At 18.7% G+C, this 19,226-nt stretch carries 19 protein-coding genes and 5 tRNA genes; 17 read left to right on the forward strand and 7 right to left on the reverse strand.

What is annotated here, in order from left to right:
- The first annotated feature begins 18 nt into the window (after window positions 1-18).
- The 7 genes from MEJ61_RS00995 to MEJ61_RS01025 all read left to right on the forward strand — a co-directional run bounded on the left by MEJ61_RS00995 (window position 19) and on the right by MEJ61_RS01025 (window position 2,334).
- A tRNA-Thr gene (locus MEJ61_RS00995) sits at window positions 19-91 on the forward strand.
- Window positions 92-105: 14 nt separating this feature from the next.
- Window positions 106-187 (forward strand) — tRNA-Tyr (locus MEJ61_RS01000).
- Window positions 188-231: 44 nt separating this feature from the next.
- Window positions 232-302: transfer RNA gene (locus tag MEJ61_RS01005), tRNA-Gly, on the forward strand.
- A 135-nt stretch (window positions 303-437) separates the two neighbouring features.
- Window positions 438-800 (forward strand): preprotein translocase subunit SecE, encoded by a 363-nt coding sequence (secE, locus tag MEJ61_RS01010; RefSeq protein WP_459563232.1) that lies wholly within the window; start codon window positions 438-440, stop codon window positions 798-800.
- Between the two features lie 71 nt (window positions 801-871).
- Complete coding sequence (gene rplK / locus MEJ61_RS01015; RefSeq protein WP_459563233.1) at window positions 872-1,300, forward strand: 50S ribosomal protein L11; 429 nt, start codon at window positions 872-874, stop codon at window positions 1,298-1,300.
- A gap of 8 nt (window positions 1,301-1,308) precedes the next feature.
- Complete coding sequence (rplA, locus tag MEJ61_RS01020) at window positions 1,309-1,995, forward strand: 50S ribosomal protein L1 (protein WP_459563234.1); 687 nt, start codon at window positions 1,309-1,311, stop codon at window positions 1,993-1,995.
- A gap of 111 nt (window positions 1,996-2,106) precedes the next feature.
- On the forward strand, window positions 2,107-2,334 hold the full coding sequence (locus MEJ61_RS01025; protein ID WP_459563235.1) for an oxidative damage protection protein: 228 nt from the start codon (window positions 2,107-2,109) through the stop codon (window positions 2,332-2,334).
- Between the two features lie 170 nt (window positions 2,335-2,504).
- Here MEJ61_RS01025 and rpoD read toward each other — a convergent pair whose 3' ends face one another.
- The 4 genes from rpoD to MEJ61_RS01045 all read right to left on the reverse strand — a co-directional run bounded on the left by rpoD (window position 2,505) and on the right by MEJ61_RS01045 (window position 6,530).
- Window positions 2,505-4,331, reverse strand: coding sequence for an RNA polymerase sigma factor RpoD (rpoD, locus tag MEJ61_RS01030; protein ID WP_459563396.1), 1,827 nt, complete (start codon window positions 4,329-4,331; stop codon window positions 2,505-2,507).
- Window positions 4,332-4,411: 80 nt separating this feature from the next.
- Window positions 4,412-6,181 carry a DNA primase gene (gene dnaG, locus MEJ61_RS01035; RefSeq protein ID WP_459563237.1) on the reverse strand — a complete coding sequence of 590 codons (1,770 nt, stop codon included), beginning with the start codon at window positions 6,179-6,181 and terminating at the stop codon, window positions 4,412-4,414.
- A gap of 23 nt (window positions 6,182-6,204) precedes the next feature.
- Window positions 6,205-6,417 (reverse strand): 30S ribosomal protein S21, encoded by a 213-nt coding sequence (rpsU, locus tag MEJ61_RS01040; RefSeq protein WP_459563238.1) that lies wholly within the window; start codon window positions 6,415-6,417, stop codon window positions 6,205-6,207.
- Between the two features lie 40 nt (window positions 6,418-6,457).
- Window positions 6,458-6,530 (reverse strand) — tRNA-Asn (locus MEJ61_RS01045).
- Between the two features lie 182 nt (window positions 6,531-6,712).
- Between MEJ61_RS01045 and trpD the strand changes: the two genes are divergently transcribed.
- The 4 genes from trpD to trpA all read left to right on the forward strand — a co-directional run bounded on the left by trpD (window position 6,713) and on the right by trpA (window position 11,155).
- Window positions 6,713-7,738, forward strand: coding sequence for an anthranilate phosphoribosyltransferase (gene trpD / locus MEJ61_RS01050; protein ID WP_459563397.1), 1,026 nt, complete (start codon window positions 6,713-6,715; stop codon window positions 7,736-7,738).
- Window positions 7,722-9,083, forward strand: a complete 1,362-nt coding sequence (gene trpCF, locus MEJ61_RS01055; protein WP_459563398.1) for a bifunctional indole-3-glycerol-phosphate synthase TrpC/phosphoribosylanthranilate isomerase TrpF — start codon at window positions 7,722-7,724, stop codon at window positions 9,081-9,083. The genes trpD and trpCF overlap by 17 nt, the downstream gene beginning before the upstream one ends.
- Before the next feature lie 66 nt (window positions 9,084-9,149).
- Entirely contained in the window at window positions 9,150-10,331 is a 1,182-nt protein-coding gene (gene trpB / locus MEJ61_RS01060) for a tryptophan synthase subunit beta (RefSeq protein ID WP_459563399.1), read from the forward strand.
- Between the two features lie 8 nt (window positions 10,332-10,339).
- Window positions 10,340-11,155: a tryptophan synthase subunit alpha gene (gene trpA / locus MEJ61_RS01065; protein ID WP_459563400.1), complete on the forward strand. Its 816-nt coding sequence runs from the start codon at window positions 10,340-10,342 to the stop codon at window positions 11,153-11,155.
- Between the two features lie 17 nt (window positions 11,156-11,172).
- Here the strand turns inward: trpA and trpS are convergent, their stop codons facing one another.
- From trpS to htpX, 3 genes are all read right to left on the reverse strand, one after another.
- On the reverse strand, window positions 11,173-12,174 hold the full coding sequence (trpS, locus tag MEJ61_RS01070) for a tryptophan--tRNA ligase (protein WP_459563401.1): 1,002 nt from the start codon (window positions 12,172-12,174) through the stop codon (window positions 11,173-11,175).
- Between the two features lie 109 nt (window positions 12,175-12,283).
- A complete protein-coding gene (gene rplY, locus MEJ61_RS01075; protein WP_459563244.1) occupies window positions 12,284-12,568 on the reverse strand; it encodes a 50S ribosomal protein L25 in 285 nt (94 codons plus the stop codon).
- Between the two features lie 95 nt (window positions 12,569-12,663).
- Window positions 12,664-13,536, reverse strand: coding sequence for a protease HtpX (gene htpX / locus MEJ61_RS01080; protein WP_459563245.1), 873 nt, complete (start codon window positions 13,534-13,536; stop codon window positions 12,664-12,666).
- 259 nt (window positions 13,537-13,795) lie between these two features.
- Between htpX and MEJ61_RS01085 the strand changes: the two genes are divergently transcribed.
- From MEJ61_RS01085 to tyrS, 6 genes are all read left to right on the forward strand, one after another.
- Window positions 13,796-13,869 (forward strand) — tRNA-Arg (locus MEJ61_RS01085).
- Between the two features lie 107 nt (window positions 13,870-13,976).
- On the forward strand, window positions 13,977-14,831 hold the full coding sequence (cyoA, locus tag MEJ61_RS01090; RefSeq protein ID WP_459563246.1) for a ubiquinol oxidase subunit II: 855 nt from the start codon (window positions 13,977-13,979) through the stop codon (window positions 14,829-14,831).
- A 61-nt stretch (window positions 14,832-14,892) separates the two neighbouring features.
- Window positions 14,893-16,851, forward strand: a complete 1,959-nt coding sequence (cyoB, locus tag MEJ61_RS01095; RefSeq protein ID WP_459563247.1) for a cytochrome o ubiquinol oxidase subunit I — start codon at window positions 14,893-14,895, stop codon at window positions 16,849-16,851.
- Between the two features lie 6 nt (window positions 16,852-16,857).
- Window positions 16,858-17,472 carry a cytochrome o ubiquinol oxidase subunit III gene (gene cyoC / locus MEJ61_RS01100; protein WP_459563402.1) on the forward strand — a complete coding sequence of 205 codons (615 nt, stop codon included), beginning with the start codon at window positions 16,858-16,860 and terminating at the stop codon, window positions 17,470-17,472.
- Window positions 17,469-17,807 (forward strand): cytochrome o ubiquinol oxidase subunit IV, encoded by a 339-nt coding sequence (gene cyoD, locus MEJ61_RS01105; protein WP_459563249.1) that lies wholly within the window; start codon window positions 17,469-17,471, stop codon window positions 17,805-17,807. Before cyoC ends, cyoD begins: the two co-directional genes overlap by 4 nt.
- A 115-nt stretch (window positions 17,808-17,922) precedes the next feature.
- A complete protein-coding gene (gene tyrS / locus MEJ61_RS01110; protein ID WP_459563403.1) occupies window positions 17,923-19,197 on the forward strand; it encodes a tyrosine--tRNA ligase in 1,275 nt (424 codons plus the stop codon).
- Window positions 19,198-19,226: the final 29 nt, after the last annotated feature.

A 19,226-nucleotide genomic window follows, 5' to 3' on the forward strand; every position in this document is an offset into this window, starting at 1 on the left:
AATGTTTTTGAATAATATGCCGGCTTAGCTCAGTAGGCAGAGCAACTGATTTGTAATCAGTGGGTCACCAGTTCAATTCCGGTAGCCGGCAATTATATAAATATTGATGGGGTTCCCGAGTGGTTAAAGGGAGCAGACTGTAAATCTGCCGTCTTAGACTTCGAAGGTTCGAATCCTTCTCCCATCATAATATTATTTATTATCTATTATCTATTATTTTTATTTTAAAATGCGGATATAGTATAAAGGTATTATATTAGCCTTCCAAGTTAATGATATGGGTTCAATTCCCATTATCCGCTTTATTTTAAAATAATATTATTAATAAATTTATAATAAAATATATTTTTAACAATTATAAAAATAATATATAAATATTTTTAAATACAATTAATTTTTATTATTAAACAATAATTTATATTATTTTAAAGGATATTATGAATATTATTAAAGATTTTAATATAATTAAATTTTTTATAAATAAATATGCGTATATATTATTATTATTCTTATTAAGTTTATTTTTTTATAACAAATTTAATATATTTTTAAATATATTATTAACTTCATTAATTATATTTGTTAATATTTTTATAATTATAAAAATAATTAATAAAAAAAAAATAAATGTAATTATTAATGAAATAATTTTAGAAATTAATAAAATATTTTGGCCTACTCATTTAGAAACATTACGTAATGCATTTATTATAACTATAATAATAGTTTTAACTTCATTAATTTTATATTTTTTAGATAATATTGTATTTTATTTTATAAATTCTATAATTTTTTTATAAAATTTGATTATATTTAAAATAATTTAATATTATAGAATTATAAATATTTTAAAATATAAGGTAATAAAATAATGAAAAAAAAAATTCAAACGTTTTTAAAATTACAAGTATCAGCTGGAATGGCCAATCCTAGTCCTCCAGTTGGGCCAGCATTAGGTCAAAAAGGTATAAATATTATGGATTTTTGTAAAAAATTTAATAATATGACTAATAATTTTGAAAAAGGAATTCCTATTCCTGTTGTTATTACAATTTATTCAGATAAAACTTTTAAATTTATTATTAAAACTCCACCTACTACTTTTTTAATTAAAAAAAAAATAGGAATAAAATCAGGTTCTGATAAACCTAATAAAAATATAATTGGAAGTATTAGTTATTTTCAAATCAAAGAAATAGCTAAAATTAAATCTGTAGATATGACTGGTTCTAATATGGAAGCGTTAATTAATTCTATTAAAGGTACAGCAATTTCAATGGGTTTAACTATAAAAGGATAATAATTAAAATGTCAATTTTTAAAAAACGTATGAGTTTTATTAGAAATAAAATTAATTTTAATAAAGAATATAAAATTCAAGATGCAATTAATATTATTAAAGAATTAAGTATTGCTAAATTTATTGAGAGTATAGATGTTGCAATAAATTTAGCAATAGATATTAAAAAAAAACAAATTATTTGCGGTAATGTATTATTACCATATGGTACTGGTCGTTTAATTAAAATTGCTGTTTTTGCTGAAGGTTTGCAAGCTAATGAAGCAAAAAAAGCTAATGCTGATTATATAGGTATGCAAGATCTGGCTGAAAAAATTATTAATAAAAAAATAAATTTTCAAATTTTAATTGCATCAAAAGACTCACTTTATTTAGTTAATAAATTAAGTAAAATAATAGGACCTAAAGGATTAATGCCTGATTTAAAATTTGGCACTATATCTAATAATTTATATAAAACAGTTAAAAATTTTAAATTTGGTCAAATTATTTATAAAAATGATAAAAATGGAATTTTGCATAATACTATAGGAAAAACAAATTTTAATACATTTTTTTTAAAAGAAAATTTAGAAACATTATTAAATAAAATAAAATTACAAAAACCCCATAATATAAAAGGGAATTATATTAAAAAAATAACTTTATCAAGTACAATGGGTATTAGTTTAATTATTGATAAACGCTATTATTAATAAATAATAAATAATAAATTTTATAATGTTTTAAATATATTAATAAATAAATTTATTTAATGTTTATAAATTTAATTAAATTTAAATATTTTAAATTAACATTATAAAATTATGGAAAAAATTTTTTGTTTTTATTTTAAAAAAATGGAAAATAGTAATTTAAGAATATATCCTGGAAAATTAGGTAATAAAATATTTACAAAAATATCTAAAAAAGCATGGATTGAATGGTTAAAAGTTCAAACAATTTTGATAAATGAAAATAATTTAAATATGTCAAATGATGAAGATATTAAAAAAATCGAATGTAAAATGATTAATTTTTTATTCAAAAAATAATTATTTATTTTAAATTATAATAAATATATTAATTTTAATAGTATTTAATATATTTTTATAAAATATCTAAATTATTAAAATTTATTTTATATATTTATTTGAATTTAAATTTAAATATTTCCTCCTTATTAATTTTTTAAGGAGGGATATTTCAAATTATATAAATAAAATTAGTTATCCATAAAACTACTTAATATGTCTGAACGACTTGGGTGTTTTAATTTTTTAATTGCTTTTGCTTCTATTTGTCTAATGCGTTCACGAGTTACATCTAATTTTTTTCCTATTTCTTCTAAAGTATAGTTAGAATTCATATTAATACCAAATCTCATTCTTAATACTTTAGATTCTCTTGCTGTAAGGCCTGATAATATTTTATTTGTTGTTATTTTTAAATTTTTAGAAGCTGCTCTTTTAAAAGGTGAAGTTGTTTTAATATCTTTTATAGAGTTTCCAATATCTAATTTATTATCATCTCCAATAGGAGTATCTAAAGATATAGGTTCTTTAGATATTTTTAAGATTTTTAAAAGTTTTCTTTCTGATATTGACATACGTAATGCTAATTCTTTTGGTGTTGGTTTTAAACCCGTTTTTTTAATAATATTTTTTATAATTTTATTTAATTTATTAATTATTTCTATCATATGTGCTGGTATTCTTATAGTTCTAGCATGTTCTGTTATTGCTCTAGTAATTGATTGTCTAATCCACCAAGTAGCATATGTTGAAAATTTATATCCTCTACGATATTCAAATCTATCTACTGCTTTTATTAAACCTATATTACCTTCTTGAACTAAATCTAAAAATTGAAGACCACTATTATTATATTTTTTTGCTATTGATATTACTAAGCGTAAATTTGATCTTATTATTTCTTGTTTTGCAAAAATTATTTTATTTCTTCCTTTATTAATTTGAATATTTATATGTTTTATTGTTTTAATAGATAGACCTATTTTTTTTTTAATATATTCTATTTTTTGTATATTTTTATATATATTTTTATATTCTTTTTTGAGTATTAAAGACCAAGGATTGTTGGTTTTGATTTCTTTTTTTAACCAAATATTATATAATTCAAAATCTTTAAATAAATAATTAAATAAAATAAATGGTATTTTACATTTGTGAACACATTTTTTAATTATAAATTTTTCTTTTTTTTTTATATAATTTACTTTTGAATTTATTTTATTTATTATTTTATTGATTTCTTGTGGGACAAATCTAAATTTTTTAAAACATTTTATTAATTTTTTTTTTTCTTTTTTATAATAAACTGAATTTCTACTATAATATTTAATATAAAAATATATTTTTTTATAACCTATTCTTAAATTATTAAACATTTTATCTGATATATTGAAATTAATTTCTTGTTCTAAATCGAAATCGTTATCTAAAATTTTTCTTTTTTTTTTATTATATTTTTTTCTTCTTCTTTGTCTTAAATTAACATGTATATTGTTTTTTTTATTTTTTTTATGTTTTTCAATAAAACCAATTAAAAAATCAGATATTCTATTTCCTCCTGTTTTAATTTTATTGTATTTTTTAAATACATAATTAATAGATTTAGGATATTCAATTAAATATGTTAATATTTGATTTGTTCCTTCTTCTATTCTTCTAGAAATATCTATTTCTTCTTCTCTTGTTAATAAATCTACAAAACCCATTTCTTTCATATACATACATATTGGGTCATTCATTTGGTTATCTTCAGTTTTATTATTTAATAAAATATTATTAAATTTATTTTTAAAATTTCTGTTTTTAAATTTTTTTTTAATACCCCCTTTTTTTTTAATTGAATTTAATACTTTTATACCTATATTATTTATCATTTTAATTATTTTTTTAATTTTTTCTGGATATTTTAATTTTAATGGTAATAAATTGTTTATTTCATTATATAGTAAATATCCATTTTTTTTACCTTTATTTATAAGTTCTTTTATTTGTAATTGTTGATTTTCATTTATTATCATTTTTAAAATTAATAAATTAATAACTTATGTTAATTTAAATATATTATAAATTATTTTTTAAAATATTGCAATTAATATTTCTAAATATTATAAATATTGAATATAGTATTGTTTAGTAAATTTATTTTTTTTTTTTCTATTAAATTTAAATCATTATCTTTTAATTTTAGGACTTTGTGTTTAATTTTTTTTTTTATAACTAAACATAAAAATTTTATAATATTATCTAAAAAAAATTTTTCAATTGATTTATTATCAAATAATTTGATATTTAATTTTAATAAAATTTTAATTACTTTATTTGTTTTTTTATTTCTATAAATTTCTAATATTTCACCTGTATTAATATTTGGATTTTTATTAATAATATTTAATAAATCTATAAATATATTTAATCCTGGGTAATTTTTTTTAATAGCATCTAATTTGTTTATTGATGGTATAAATTTTGATAATTTAGGGTATTGTATTAATAAAGAAATTATATTTCTCATGTTTGTTTTTTTAATTTTAAAATATTTATTTGAATTATTTAATTTGTTTTTCGTAACAACCCAATATTTTAATTGTGTATCATCTATTAAACCTATTTTAATGCTTAATAATTTTCTTAAATTAATTCTTAAAAAATCACCTGGAATTTTAGAAATTAATTTTAATGCATTTATACTTAATTTAATTTTGTCATTTATATTATTTAAATCTAATTTAAATGTTATTTTTTCAAACAAAAAATCTGAAAATGATTTTGCGTTATCAATTCTTTTTTGAAATTTTTCTTTACCTTCTTTTCTTATTAAAGTATCTGGGTCTTCTTTATTAGGTAAAAAAACAAATTTTATTTGTTTATTGTCTTTCATGTATGGTATACATATTTTTAATGAATTCCAAGCAGCTTTGTATCCAGAAGAATCCCCATCATAACAAAATATAATAGTATTAATAGTTTTGAATAATAATTGAATATGATATGTAGTTATAGATGTACCTAAAGAAGCTACTGCGTAATTAATTTCAAATTGTTTTAATGTTATTAAATCAAAATAGCCTTCTACTACTAAAATATATTTTAAATCTTTTTTTTTTTTTAATTTATATAAACCATAAAGATTTTGACCTTTACTAAATATTTCTGTTTCAGGTGAATTTAAATATTTAGGTAAATTATTGTTTAATACTCTTCCACCAAAACCAATTATTTTTTTATTATTATTTATAATAGGAAACATTATTCTATATATAAAGCGATCATATATTTTTTTCCCGTTAATAATAATCATTCCTGTTTTATTTAAAAGCTTTCTTTGTTTTTCATTATATCCAAATGTTTTTAATATATTATCTTTTTTAAATATAGCAAAACCAAGTGAAAATTTTTTAATTATTTTTTCATTTAAACCTCTATTTTTTAAATAATTTAATGCTTTAATACCATTAATTTCAAATAAATTTTTTTGATATAAATTTTTTATTTCTTCCATTATTTTGTATAAATTTTCTTTATTTGTTATTATAATTTTTTTTTTTTTAAGTTCATTTTCATAATCTATTTTTAAACCATTTATTATTGATAATTCTTCTATACTTTCAATAAATGTAAATTTTTCATAAGACATTAAAAAATCTATAGCATTACCATGTATATTACAACCGAAACAATAATAAAATTGTTTTTCATTATTTACAGTAAAAGAAGGAGTTTTTTCATTATGAAAAGGACAACATGAAACATAATATTTACCTTTTTTTTTTAAAGTTATACTTTTGTTAATTAAATTAGCTAAATCAGTAACATTAATTAAATTTCTAATAAATGTTTTAGAAATTGTTTTATAAATTTTTTTTTCCATATTTTAAAAGTTATTTTTAAAAATTAAAATTTATTTATTTTAATATTTACATTTAAATTTTTTTTAATACGTCTTTTTATAGCTGTAATTTTTGCTTTTTTACGTTTTGTAGTTGGTTTTTCATAAAATTCTCTTTTTTTTAATTCTGATAAAACTCCAGATTTTTCACATATTTTTTTAAATCGTCTTAAAGCTACTTCAAATGGTTCATTATCTTTAATTTTAATTTTTGGCATTTTTCTAAATTTTATTTATTTTTTTTAATATTTTAAAATACTCCTCCGACTGGATTTGAACCAGTGACATATGGATTAACAGTCCATCGTTCTACCAACTGAACTACAGAGGAATTTATATTTAAAATTATTATATTAAATAGTTTTAGTAATGTCAAATAAATTTTAAAAATTTAATAAATATACTAATTTATTATATTTTAATAATAAATTATATTCATATATGTATAACTAATCATTTTAATAAGTAATTAATGTCAAAAATAATTTTATAATAATAATTATATAAGGAAAAATGATAAATAAAATTTTAGAAAAATTATATAATTTTAATTTTATAAATAAATTTGAAGGATTAAAATTAATTAATGAAGTTTATAATAATAAATTAAATAATAATAAGATAATTTCGTTTGTTATTAGTATTAAAATACGAGGTTATTATTTAGAAGAAATATTAGGTTTTGTAAAAATTTTACTTAAAAATACAAAAAGAGTTATAAAACCTAATTATTTGTTTTCTGATATTGTAGGTACAGGAGGTGATAATATAAATAGCATTAATATATCAACTATTAGTGCTTTTATTTCATCAATTTATGGTATTAAAATTTTAAAACATGGTAATTATGGTGTATCTAGTTTTTCTGGTTCTTTTGATATATTATCAAAATTTAATATAAATTTAAATGTTAATTCATCTGAAATAATTAATATATTAAATAAATTTGGAATATTTTTTATAACTGCTTCAAAGTATAATAAAATTTTTAATAAAATTATATTAATTAGAAAAAAAATAAAAAGTAGTACTATATTTAATATTGTTGGTCCTCTTATTAATCCATTTAAACCTCCTGTAGTTTTAATAGGTGTAAATGATATAAAATTAATAATGATTATAATAAAAATATTAAAAATATTGAAATATAAAAATGCAGCTGTAGTTCATGGTGGTGGTATGGATGAAGTAGCTATTCATTCTAATACATATATATCAGAACTTAAAAAAAATTATATTATAACTTATCAATTAGAACCTAAATTAATAGGATTAAAAAAATATCCGTTAAATAAAATTTTAAATTTTAATAAAAAAAAAAATTATATTTTGTTTAAAAATATTTTAAAAGGTAAAGGTAATTCTATACATAATAAAGTTATATCTGCTAATGTTAGTTTACTATTAAAATTATTAGGAAAAGAAAATTTAGTTAAAAATACTAAAGTAATATTAAAAATTATTAAAAGTGGGTATAGTATTGATAAGATTAATATGTTTTTAAAAAAGGAAATATTCTTTAATGAAAACAATACTTAATAATATTATTTTAAATAAATTAAAATGGATTTTAAATTATAAAAAAAAAATATCTTTTAATTTTTTAAAATTAAATTTTAAAAAAAGTAATCGTGATTTTTATAAAGCATTAAATACAAAACATACTGTTTTTATTTTAGAATGTAAACAATCATCACCTTCTAAAGGAATATTAAGAAAAAATTTTAATATATTAAAAATTGTTAATGTATATAAAAAATATGCTAATGTAATTTCTGTATTAACTGATAAAAAATATTTTAATGGTAATTTTAAATTTTTGGAAAAAGCAAGTAAAAATACTAATTTACCTATTTTATGTAAAGATTTTATTATTGATGAATTTCAAATTTATTTAGCAAGATATTATAAAGCTGATGCAATTTTATTAATGTTATCAATATTAAATGATAATCAATACAAGAAATTAGAATTAGTAGCCAAAAAATTAAATATGGGTATATTAACTGAAATTTTAACTGAAAATGATCTTAATAGAGCTATTAATTTAAAAGCAAAAGTTATTGGTATTAATAATCGTAATTTAAATGATTTAAGTATTAATTTAGAACGTACTATTAAATTATCTACTAAAATACCTAAGGGTGTGATTATTATAAGTGAGTCTGGTATTACTAATAATATTCAAATTAGAAGAATTAGTAAATATGTTAATGGGTTTTTAATAGGTAGTTCTTTAATGATTGAAAAAAATTTAAATTATTCAGTTTGCAAATTACTTTTAGGTGAAAATAAAATTTGTGGATTAACTAGAAGAAAAGATATTAAATTAGTTTATAATAATGGAATAATTTATGGTGGTTTGATTTTTATAAATAATTCTCCACGACAAATAAATGTTAAAAAAGCATTTAATATTATTTTAAATATTCCATTAAAATATGTTGGGGTTTTTAAAAATGAAAATATTAAAAATATAGTTAAAATAAGTAAATTTTTAAATTTATATGCTATTCAATTACACGGCAAAGAAAATCAATATTATATAAATATATTAAGAAAATTTTTACCTTTTAAAATCCAAATTTGGAAAGCATTAAATATAAATAAAAAAATTCCAGAAAGAAATTTTAAATATGTTAAAAAATATATTTTTGATAATAAAGATGGAGGTACAGGTAAAAAATTTAATTGGAATTTAATTAAAAATGAATTTAATTTAGATAATGTTATTTTAGCAGGTGGGATAAATGTTAAAAATTGTAATGAAGCTATAAATTTGGGTTTTATAGGTTTAGATTTTAATTCAGGTATAGAAATTAAACCTGGTTATAAAAATGAAAAAACTTTAAATTTATTATTTAATACTCTTAGAAAATACTAATTAAATAATAATATTAAAAATTAATAAATATATAACAAATTAAATTAAAAAATAATTTTGGAAATTATGAAAAATATACTTAATCCTTATTTTGGTGATTTTGGTGGTCAATATGTTCCCCAAATTCTTATACCTCCTTTAAAAGAATTAGAAGATTTTTTTTTAAAATCATTAAATGATAATAATTTTAAAACGAAATTTTCAAATTTGCTTAAAAATTATGCTGGTCGTCCTACACCCTTAACATTATGTAAAAATATAACAAAAAATACAAAAACAAAATTGTATTTAAAACGCGAAGATTTATTACATGGTGGTGCACATAAAACAAATCAAGTTTTAGGACAAGTATTGTTAGCTAAAAAAATGAATAAATCTCAAATTATAGCTGAAACTGGTGCAGGTCAACATGGTGTTGCGTCAGCATTTGCTAGTGCTTTATTAGGTTTAAAATGTAGAATTTATATGGGTGAAAAAGATTTAAAACGCCAATTACCAAATGTTTTTAGAATGCGTCTTATGGGTGCTAAAGTAATACCAGTAAAAACAGGTTCTTCAACACTTAAAGATGCTTGTAATGAAGCGTTAAGAGATTGGTCCTTAAATTATAAAACTTCTCATTATATGTTAGGTACAGTAGCTGGTCCTCATCCGTATCCTACTATTGTACGTGAATTTCAAAAAATAATAGGCGAAGAAACTAAAAAACAAATAATTAAAAAAGAAAAAACTTTACCTAATATAATTTTAGCATGTGTTGGTGGGGGTTCTAATGCTATTGGTATATTTGCAGATTTTCTTAAAGATAGTAAAGTTAAATTAATTGGTGTAGAACCTGCAGGAATGAGTTTGAAATCAAATAAACATAGTGCACCTATAAATTGCGGTAGTTTAGGAATATATTTTGGCATGAAATCTTTAATGCTTCAAGATAATGAAGGTCAAATAAAAGAATCGCATTCTATATCTGCTGGTTTAGATTTTCCTTCTGTTGGCCCAGAACATTCTTATTTAAATAACATAGGTAGAGTAAAATATGTTTCTATAACAGATAATGAAGCTTTAGAGGCTTTTATTCTTTTATCTCGTTATGAAGGTATTATACCAGCTTTAGAATCATCGCATGCTTTAGCATATGCAATTAAAATTATTTATAAACAACCTAATAAAGAACAAGTTATAATTGTAAATTTATCTGGTCGCGGAGATAAAGATATTTTTACTATTTATGATATTTTAGAAAAATAAGGAATTTCATGGAACGTTATGAAAAATTATTTATAAATTTAAATAATAATAAACAAGGAGCATTTATACCATTTTTAATGTTAGGGGATCCTAATTTTAATATGTCTTTAAAAATAATTGAATTTTTAATTTTAAAAGGCGCTGATGCTCTCGAATTAGGTATACCATTCTCTGATCCTTTAGCTGATGGTATAATTATTCAGAATTCAGTATTAAGATCTTTTAAATCCGGAATTACACTTAAAAAATGTTTTAAAATTATATCTATTATTCGTAAAAAATATAGTAATATTCCTATTGGAATTTTAACTTATGCGAATTTAGTGTTTTATAAAGGTATTAATAATTTTTATTATAATTGTCAAAAATCAGGAATTGATTCTGTACTTATAGCTGATTTACCATTAGAAGAATCGAAATTGTTTATTAAATACTCAAATACTAATAATATAAAACAAGTTTTTATTTGTCCTCCGAACTCTGATGATAATCTATTACGTAAAATTTCTATTTATAGTAAGGGTTATACTTATTTGTTGTCTCGCTCTGGAGTTACAGGAACTGAAAAAAAAATAAAAAAACCGGATTCTTATATAATTAATAAATTAATTGAATATAATTCATCTCCAATTATTCAAGGATTTGGTATTTTTAAACCATCACAAGTTAGTGATGCAATTAAATTAGGCATTTCAGGTGTAATATCTGGATCTGCTATAATTAAAATAATAGAACAAAATCAAATAAATTCGGAAAAAATGTTCAAAAAATTAAATAAATTTATTAAAATAATGAAAAAATCAACTTTTTTTATAATTAGTTAAATATTTGATATTTTAATTTATTTTAATAAATTTATTTTTTTTTTAATTTTTAAAAAATTTATTTTCGCTATTTTTTTTGCTTTAATATTACCATCATATATTATATCTTTTAAAAAAGATTCTTTATTTCTAATATTATAATAATTTTCTTGTATTTTTTCTAAAAAATATATTAAAACTTTTGAAGTTTCATATTTTAAATCATTATACATTTTTCCATTAAAATTTTTTACTATATTAGTTATTTTTTCCCCAGTTAAACTCGCAAAAATATTTAATATGTTAGATATACCTGGTTTATTTATAATATCATATTTAATTTTGCGAGTTTTATCTGAGTCAGTTTTAGCTAATTTTATTTTTTTAAAAATATTTTCTTTTTTTTCTAATAAATAGATAATATTATTATAATTATTATCAGATTTGGACATTTTTTTTTTTGTTTCTTGTAAAGATAATATTTTACTTCCATATTTTAATATACATGGTTTTGGTATATTAAATATATTTCCATAATTATTATTAAATCTATTAGCAATATTTCTGCATAATTCTATATGTTGTTTTTGATCTTCGCCTATAGGAACATAAGATGTTTGATATAACAAAATATCAGATGCCATTAAAATGGGGTAAAAAAAAATCCCAGAATTTATATTTTTAAAATTATATTTTATTAATTTATTTTTAAATTGTGTCATTCGTTTTAATTCTCCATAATAACTATAACAGTTTAATATCCAACTTAATTGAGTATGCTCAGAAATATGTGATTGTATAAATATAACACTTTTTTTAGGATTTATTCCACATGCTAAATATATTGATAAGGTATCTAAAATAGCATTATTTAAGTCGAAATTTTTTTTTTTAAAAGTTATTGTATGTAAATCTACGATACAAAAAAAACAATTATATTTATTTTGCATTTTAACCCATTGTTTAATTGCACCAATATAATTTCCAATTGTTAGTTTTCCTGATGGTTGAATACCACTAAATACAATATTTTTTTTCATATTTTAATTTCATAAAGTATATAAAGTAAATGTTTAATTTTTATTTTATATTTTAAAAATTTAAATCTAATTCAAAAATTAATATTAATAAAAATTATTAATTACAATTTTATATTATTAAAAAATCTATATGCATAATTTTTAATTTATATGGATGCCATTGAATGTCTTTTAATTTAACTTTTATTTTTTCTTTATTAATATTTATAATAATTGGGTAAATATAAAATTTTTTATTTGATTCAATATTTTTAATATAATTGTGTTCTAATTCAATATTTAAATTTTTTTTTTTTTTTCCGTAAATATTAGCTGGAAAACTTTTTTTTAAACGCAAACGTCTACTTGAACTTTTTCCTGTTAATTTACGTTTTATTCCATTAATTATAAACATAATTTTATATTGTAAAATTTAATAAATAATTTTTAATAATTTTTATAATATTTAAAATAATTATATTTAAAATATTTTAATAATATATTAAAATATTATTTTTTTTTTAAATTCTTTAATGCTTTAATACGTTCATCTAGTGAAGGGTGTGAATTAAATATATTGCTAAATATATTAAACTTATTATTATTTATATAAAAAGTTGTCATATTATTGTTATTTATGGATTCAGTACTTATTTTAAGTTTATTAAGCGCAGCTATCATATTATTAACTCCTACAAACTTTGCTGCACCAGCGTCAGCACGAAATTCTCTATAACGAGAAAAACCCATTATTATTATATTCGATAAAGAACCTAATAATATTTCTAAGCTAGTAAATATTATTGTTTGAGTATTTTGGAAAAAGTTATTTTTATGATTATTTTTTTCTTCTTGATTGTATATTAAACTTGTAATAATTTGCGAAAAAAATAAAATAAATGTATTCATTAATCCTTGTAATAATCCCATAGTTACCATATCACCATTAGTAATATGTGAAATTTCATGTGCGATTACAGCTTCTATTTCATTTTTTTCCATATATTTTAATAAACTACTACTTAAACCTATTAATGAGTTATTACTACATGCTCCTGTAGCAAAAGCATTTATATTATTGGCTTTGTATATTATTACATCTGGTATTTTGATATTATTTTTTTTTGAAATATTTTTAATAGTATTTATTATCCATATTTCAGTTTTATTCATTGGATGTTTAATTAATTTACCATTTATTGAATTTAAAGTAATAATTTTTGAAAATAAAATTGAAATAATTGAACCAATAAAACCAAACATAATCATTATAAACATTGAAAAAATATTAATATTGTTTTCTAAACCTAATAATTTTAATAAAAAACCTAAAATAACTACTATTAGTAAATTTGCCGCAATAAACAATGAAACTCTAATCATATTTTTTTCCTTATTTATATTTATATTTATAAAATTAATAAATATTTACAAAGTATGTTATTAATAAATTATTTTATAAAATAGCAGTATAATATATTTTAAAGATAAATGCAAGTTTTTTTTTTATAACAAATTTCAAAATATTTATTAAAAATTTTTAATATGTTTATTTAATAAAATTTTTTTATTTAATTATTTATTTAAATTATACTAAATAATTATATAATATTTTATATTTTAATATTTATATTTAAATATTATGCCCTTAGCTCAGTTGGATAGAGCAACAGCCTTCTAAGTTGTAGGTCACAGGTTCAATTCCTGTAGGGCATAGAATTAAAGTAATAATTTTAATATAATTTAAGTAAATATTTTAAAATTTTTGAAATAAACAATTTTTTATTAAATTATATTCATTAGATATTTTTTGGAATTTATAAATGAAAAATAAAATAAAAAAAAATATATTATTAATAATAATTTTTTTTTTAATAACATTAATTTTAATTTTTTTAAGTAGTGCACCAATTTTTTTAATACATCCTAAAGGAAATATAAGTTTATTAGAAAAAAAACTAATACTTACATCAATTGTTTTGATGTTATTTATTATAACACCTGTATTATTTATAACTATATGGTTTTTTTATAAATATAATAGTACAAATAAAAATAAATATAAACCCAATTGGTGTAATTCTAAAAAAATTGAATTTTTTATATGGATAATCCCAATTATTATTATTTTTATACTTGGATTAATAACTTTTAAAACAACTTATGAACTTGATCCCTATAAAACTATAAATAATTTAAATAAAGTTATTGAAATTGAAGTTATTTCATTGGATTGGAAATGGTTATTTATTTATCCAAAAGAAAATATTGCTACTATAAATGAAATTTATTTTCCTAAAAATACACATATTAATTTTAAAATTACTTCAAATTCAGTAATGAATTCGTTTTTTATACCAAAATTAGGTAGTCAAATTTATTCGATGGCTGGAATGGAAAGTAAATTAAATTTAATTAGTAATGAATCTGGTAATTATGAAGGTTTTTCTAGTAGTTTTAGTGGTAAAGGATTTTCTGGAATGAAATTTAATGTTATTGTAACTAAAAATATTGATAATTTTAATAAATGGATAAAATTAGTTAAAAATTCAAAAAATTCTGTTTTAACACAAGAAAGATTTAATATTTTAAATAAACAAAGTGAAAATAATTCAGTGGAATATTTTTCAAAAGTTAAAAAAAATTTATTTAAAGAGATAATTAATTTTTATAAATAAAAATAAATAATAATAATAAAATTTTAAATATATAAATTATAATAATTTAAAGGAATACTTTATGTTCGGAAAATTAACAATTAATGCTATTCCATTACACGAACCAATTATAATGTATACTATATATTTTGTTTTTTTGTTATTTTTAATAATTTCAATTACTATAACATATTTTAAAAAATGGAAGTGGTTATGGAATGAATATTTAATCTCTTTAGATCATAAAAAAATTGGTATTATGTATATCATAATGTCGATAATTATGTTTATAAGAGGTTTTGCAGATGCTTTAATGATGCGTAGTCAACAAGCAATTGTTTCTTCAGGAAAAACAGGTTTTTTAACATCAAATCATTATAATCAAATATTTACTGCTCATGGTGTTATTATGATATTTTTTATGGCTATGCCTTTTATAATTGGATTTATGAATTTAATTATACCTTTACAAATAGGAGCTCGTGATGTTGCTTTTCCCTTTTTAAATTCTCTTAGTTTTTGGTTATTTTTTGTAAGTGCTTTATTAATAAATATATCACTTTGTATTGGGGAATTTGCGCAAACTGGTTGGTTGGCTTATCCTCCTTTATCAAATAAACAATATAGTCCTGGTGTAGGTGTTGATTATTGGATTTGGAGTTTACAAATTTCCGGTATAGGGACATTATTAACTGGTATAAATTTCATTGTAACAATATTAAAAATGCGTGCTCCTGGTATGTCTTTAATGAAAATGCCTATTTTTACTTGGACATCTTTATGTAGTAATATATTAATTGTATTATCATTTCCTATTCTTACAGTTACTATTTCATTATTAGCGTTTGATAGATATTTAGGGGCACATTTTTTTACTAATGATATGGGCGGTAATATTATGATGTATATAAATTTAATTTGGGCATGGGGTCATCCTGAAGTATATATATTAATGTTACCTGCTTTTGGTATTTTTTCAGAAATAACTTCAACTTTTTCTAAAAAAAAATTATTTGGTTATAAATCATTAGTTTTAGCAACTATAGTTATAACTATATTATCGTTTATAGTATGGTTACATCATTTTTTTACTATGGGAGCTGGTGCTAATGTTAATTCTTTTTTTGGAATAACTACAATGATTATAGCTATACCAACAGGTGTTAAAATATTTAATTGGATTTTTACAATGTATAAAGGAAATATTAAATATAATTCAGCTATGTTATGGACAATAGGATTTATTATTTCTTTTTCAATTGGTGGAATGAGTGGTGTTTTATTATCAGTTCCAGGTGCTGATTTTTATCTTCATAATAGTTTATTTTTAATTGCTCATTTTCATAATGTAATTATAGGTGGGGTTGTTTTTGGTTGTTTTGCAGGTATTACTTATTGGTTTCCTAAATTTTTTGGTTTTAAATTAAATGAAAAATGGGGTGTACGTGCTTTTTGGTTTTGGATTTCTGGTTTTTTTATTTCATTTCTTCCATTGTATGCATTAGGTTTTATGGGTATGACACGTAGATTAAGTCAAAATATTAACTCAAATTTTCATACACTTTTAATTATTTCTGCTATCGGAACTTTAATAATTTTAATTGGTATTATTTGTCAAATTATACAATTTTATATAAGTATTTATAATAAAAAAACTAATCTTGATATTACAGGTGATCCTTGGGATGGTAGAACATTAGAATGGTTTACATCTTCACCTCCTAAAATATATAATTTTGCTATAATACCTGTAATTAAAGATATTGATGCTTTTTGGAATATTAAAAATAATAAAAACCCATTAGAAATTAAAAAATTTAAATCAATTAAAATTCCTAAAAATACATGTATAGGTCTTATAATAAGTTTATTTGTTTTAATTTTTGGTTTTTCAATGATTTGGTATATTTGGTGGTTATCTTTAATAAGTATAATTAGTATTATTTCTATATTAATCTTTAAAAGTTTTAATATTACAAATTATTATAAAATATCTAAAGAAGATATTATAAAAAATGAATCATCTTTTATGGAGTTGTAAAATATAATGAATACTATTTTAAATAATAAAAACACTTTTTTAGATCATAAATGTAAAGATGTTAATTTTAATACAATTTTAGGTTTTTGGATTTATATTATGAGTGATTGTATTTTATTTGCTAGTTTATTTGCAACTTATATGGTTTTAATTAATACTAAAATTAATGAACCAATATTTAAAGAAATATTTAATCTTAGAAATATTTTTATTGAAACAATAATATTACTTTTAAGTGCTTTTAGTTATGGTATAGCAATGTCAAAAATTAATTTTAAAAATATAAAATGTATAAATAATTGGTTATTTGTAACTTTTTTATTGGGGGGATTTTTTTTAATTTTAGAATTTAATGAATTATATAATTTTATTAAAATTAATTTTGGTCCTAATTATAATTCTTATATGTCAGGGTTTTTTTCAATTATTGTTACTCATGGAATTCATGTTTTTATAGGATTAGTTTGGATTTTAACTATTATTATTAATTTAAATAAATATGGTTTAAATTCAATTAATAAAACTCGTTTAATATGTTTAAGTTTATTTTGGCATTTTTTAGATATTATATGGATCTGTGTTTTTACTATTATATATCTTTTAGGGTACATGTATAAATGATTTATTTATTTAAAAATAAAAAAATTAAAAATTATAAATTTTATTCTGTTAAAAATTATTTATTTGGATTTATAATATCTGTAATATTAACAACAATCCCATTTATATTAATAAAATATGAATTTTTAAATATTAAAATAAATACTTTTATAATTATTATAATGGCAATTTTACAAATAATTACTCATTTTAAATTTTTTTTACATTTAAATACTTCAAATCAAGAAAAATTTAATTTAATTACATTAATTTTTACTTTGATAGTAATTTTAATACTTATATTTGGTTCTATTTGGATTATGTTTAATTTAAATAAAAATATGTTAATAACTTAAAAGTATTTTTATTTTATTATTTAAATTAATTATAATATCATATATTTAAATATTTATTTATTTTATAATAATTTTTAATAAATTTATTTAAATAATTTTAAATTTTAAAATAAATATGAAAAATTATAACATAATTCAAAAATTAAAAAAAAGATTATTAATAAATCAAGTTACAGAAGAAAAAAAAATAATTAAATTATTATCTAAAAAAAAAATTTCATTATATTGTGGTTTTGATCCTACATCTGATAGTTTGCATATTGGGCATTTAATACCTCTTTTATCATTAAAAAGATTTCAATTATATGGTCATAAACCTATAATATTAATTGGCGGAGCTACAAGTTTAATAGGTGATCCTAGTTTTAAAATAAATGAAAGAAAACTTAATAAACAAAATAATATTAATATTTGGTCTATAAAAATTAAAAAACAAATTAAAAAATTTTTAGATTTTAATTGTATTTTAAATAATGCAATTATAATAAATAATTATAATTGGTTTAATAATATAAATATTTTAGATTTTTTGTATAATATAGGGAAATTTTTCTCAATAAATCAAATGATTAAAAAGGAATTTGTTAAACAACGTTTAAAAAATGATGAAAAAAAAATTTCTTACACTGAATTTTCGTATAATATATTACAAAGTTTTGATTTTTTAAAATTATATATTAAATATAATGTATGTTTACAAATTGGTGGATCTGATCAATGGGGAAATATTGTTTCTGGAATTAATTTAATTAAAAATATTTATAAAAAAAAAACTTACGGAATAACTTTAACACTTATTAAACAATCTAATGGTATTAAATATGGTAAAACAGAAAATAAAACAATTTGGTTATCTAAAAAAAAAACTAGTCCATATAAATTTTATCAATTTTGGGTTAATATAAATGATAATGATGTTTATAAATTTTTAAAATTATTTACATTTATAAGTTTAAAAAAAATTAATAATTTAGAAAAAGAAGAAATAAAAAAAAAAAACAAACCTAAAGCACAATATATTTTAGCTAAAGAAATTACTTTGATGGTTCATGGTAAAAAAGAACTTAATTCTGCTGAACGTATTACAAAATGTTTATTTACTGGAGTTTTTAATAATATGACTAAACTTGATTTTTTACAATTAAAACAAGATAGTATGCCCTTTATATATTTAGAGAAAAACTCAAATCTTCAAAAATCTATTGTTATTGCAGGTTTTGCTTCATCTTATACTGTTGCGTATAATATTATAAAATCTAATGCTATTAGTGTTAATAATACAAAGCAATTAAATCCAAAATATATTTTTAAAAAATCTGATTTTTTTTATGGATGTTATACAATAATAAAAATGGGAAAAAAAAATTTTTGTTTAATTTTATGGAAATAATTTTTATATTTTACAAAATATATTAAATT

It is taken from the genome of Candidatus Psyllophila symbiotica (genome assembly GCF_029910555.1).
GTDB lineage: Bacteria > Pseudomonadota > Gammaproteobacteria > Enterobacterales > Enterobacteriaceae_A.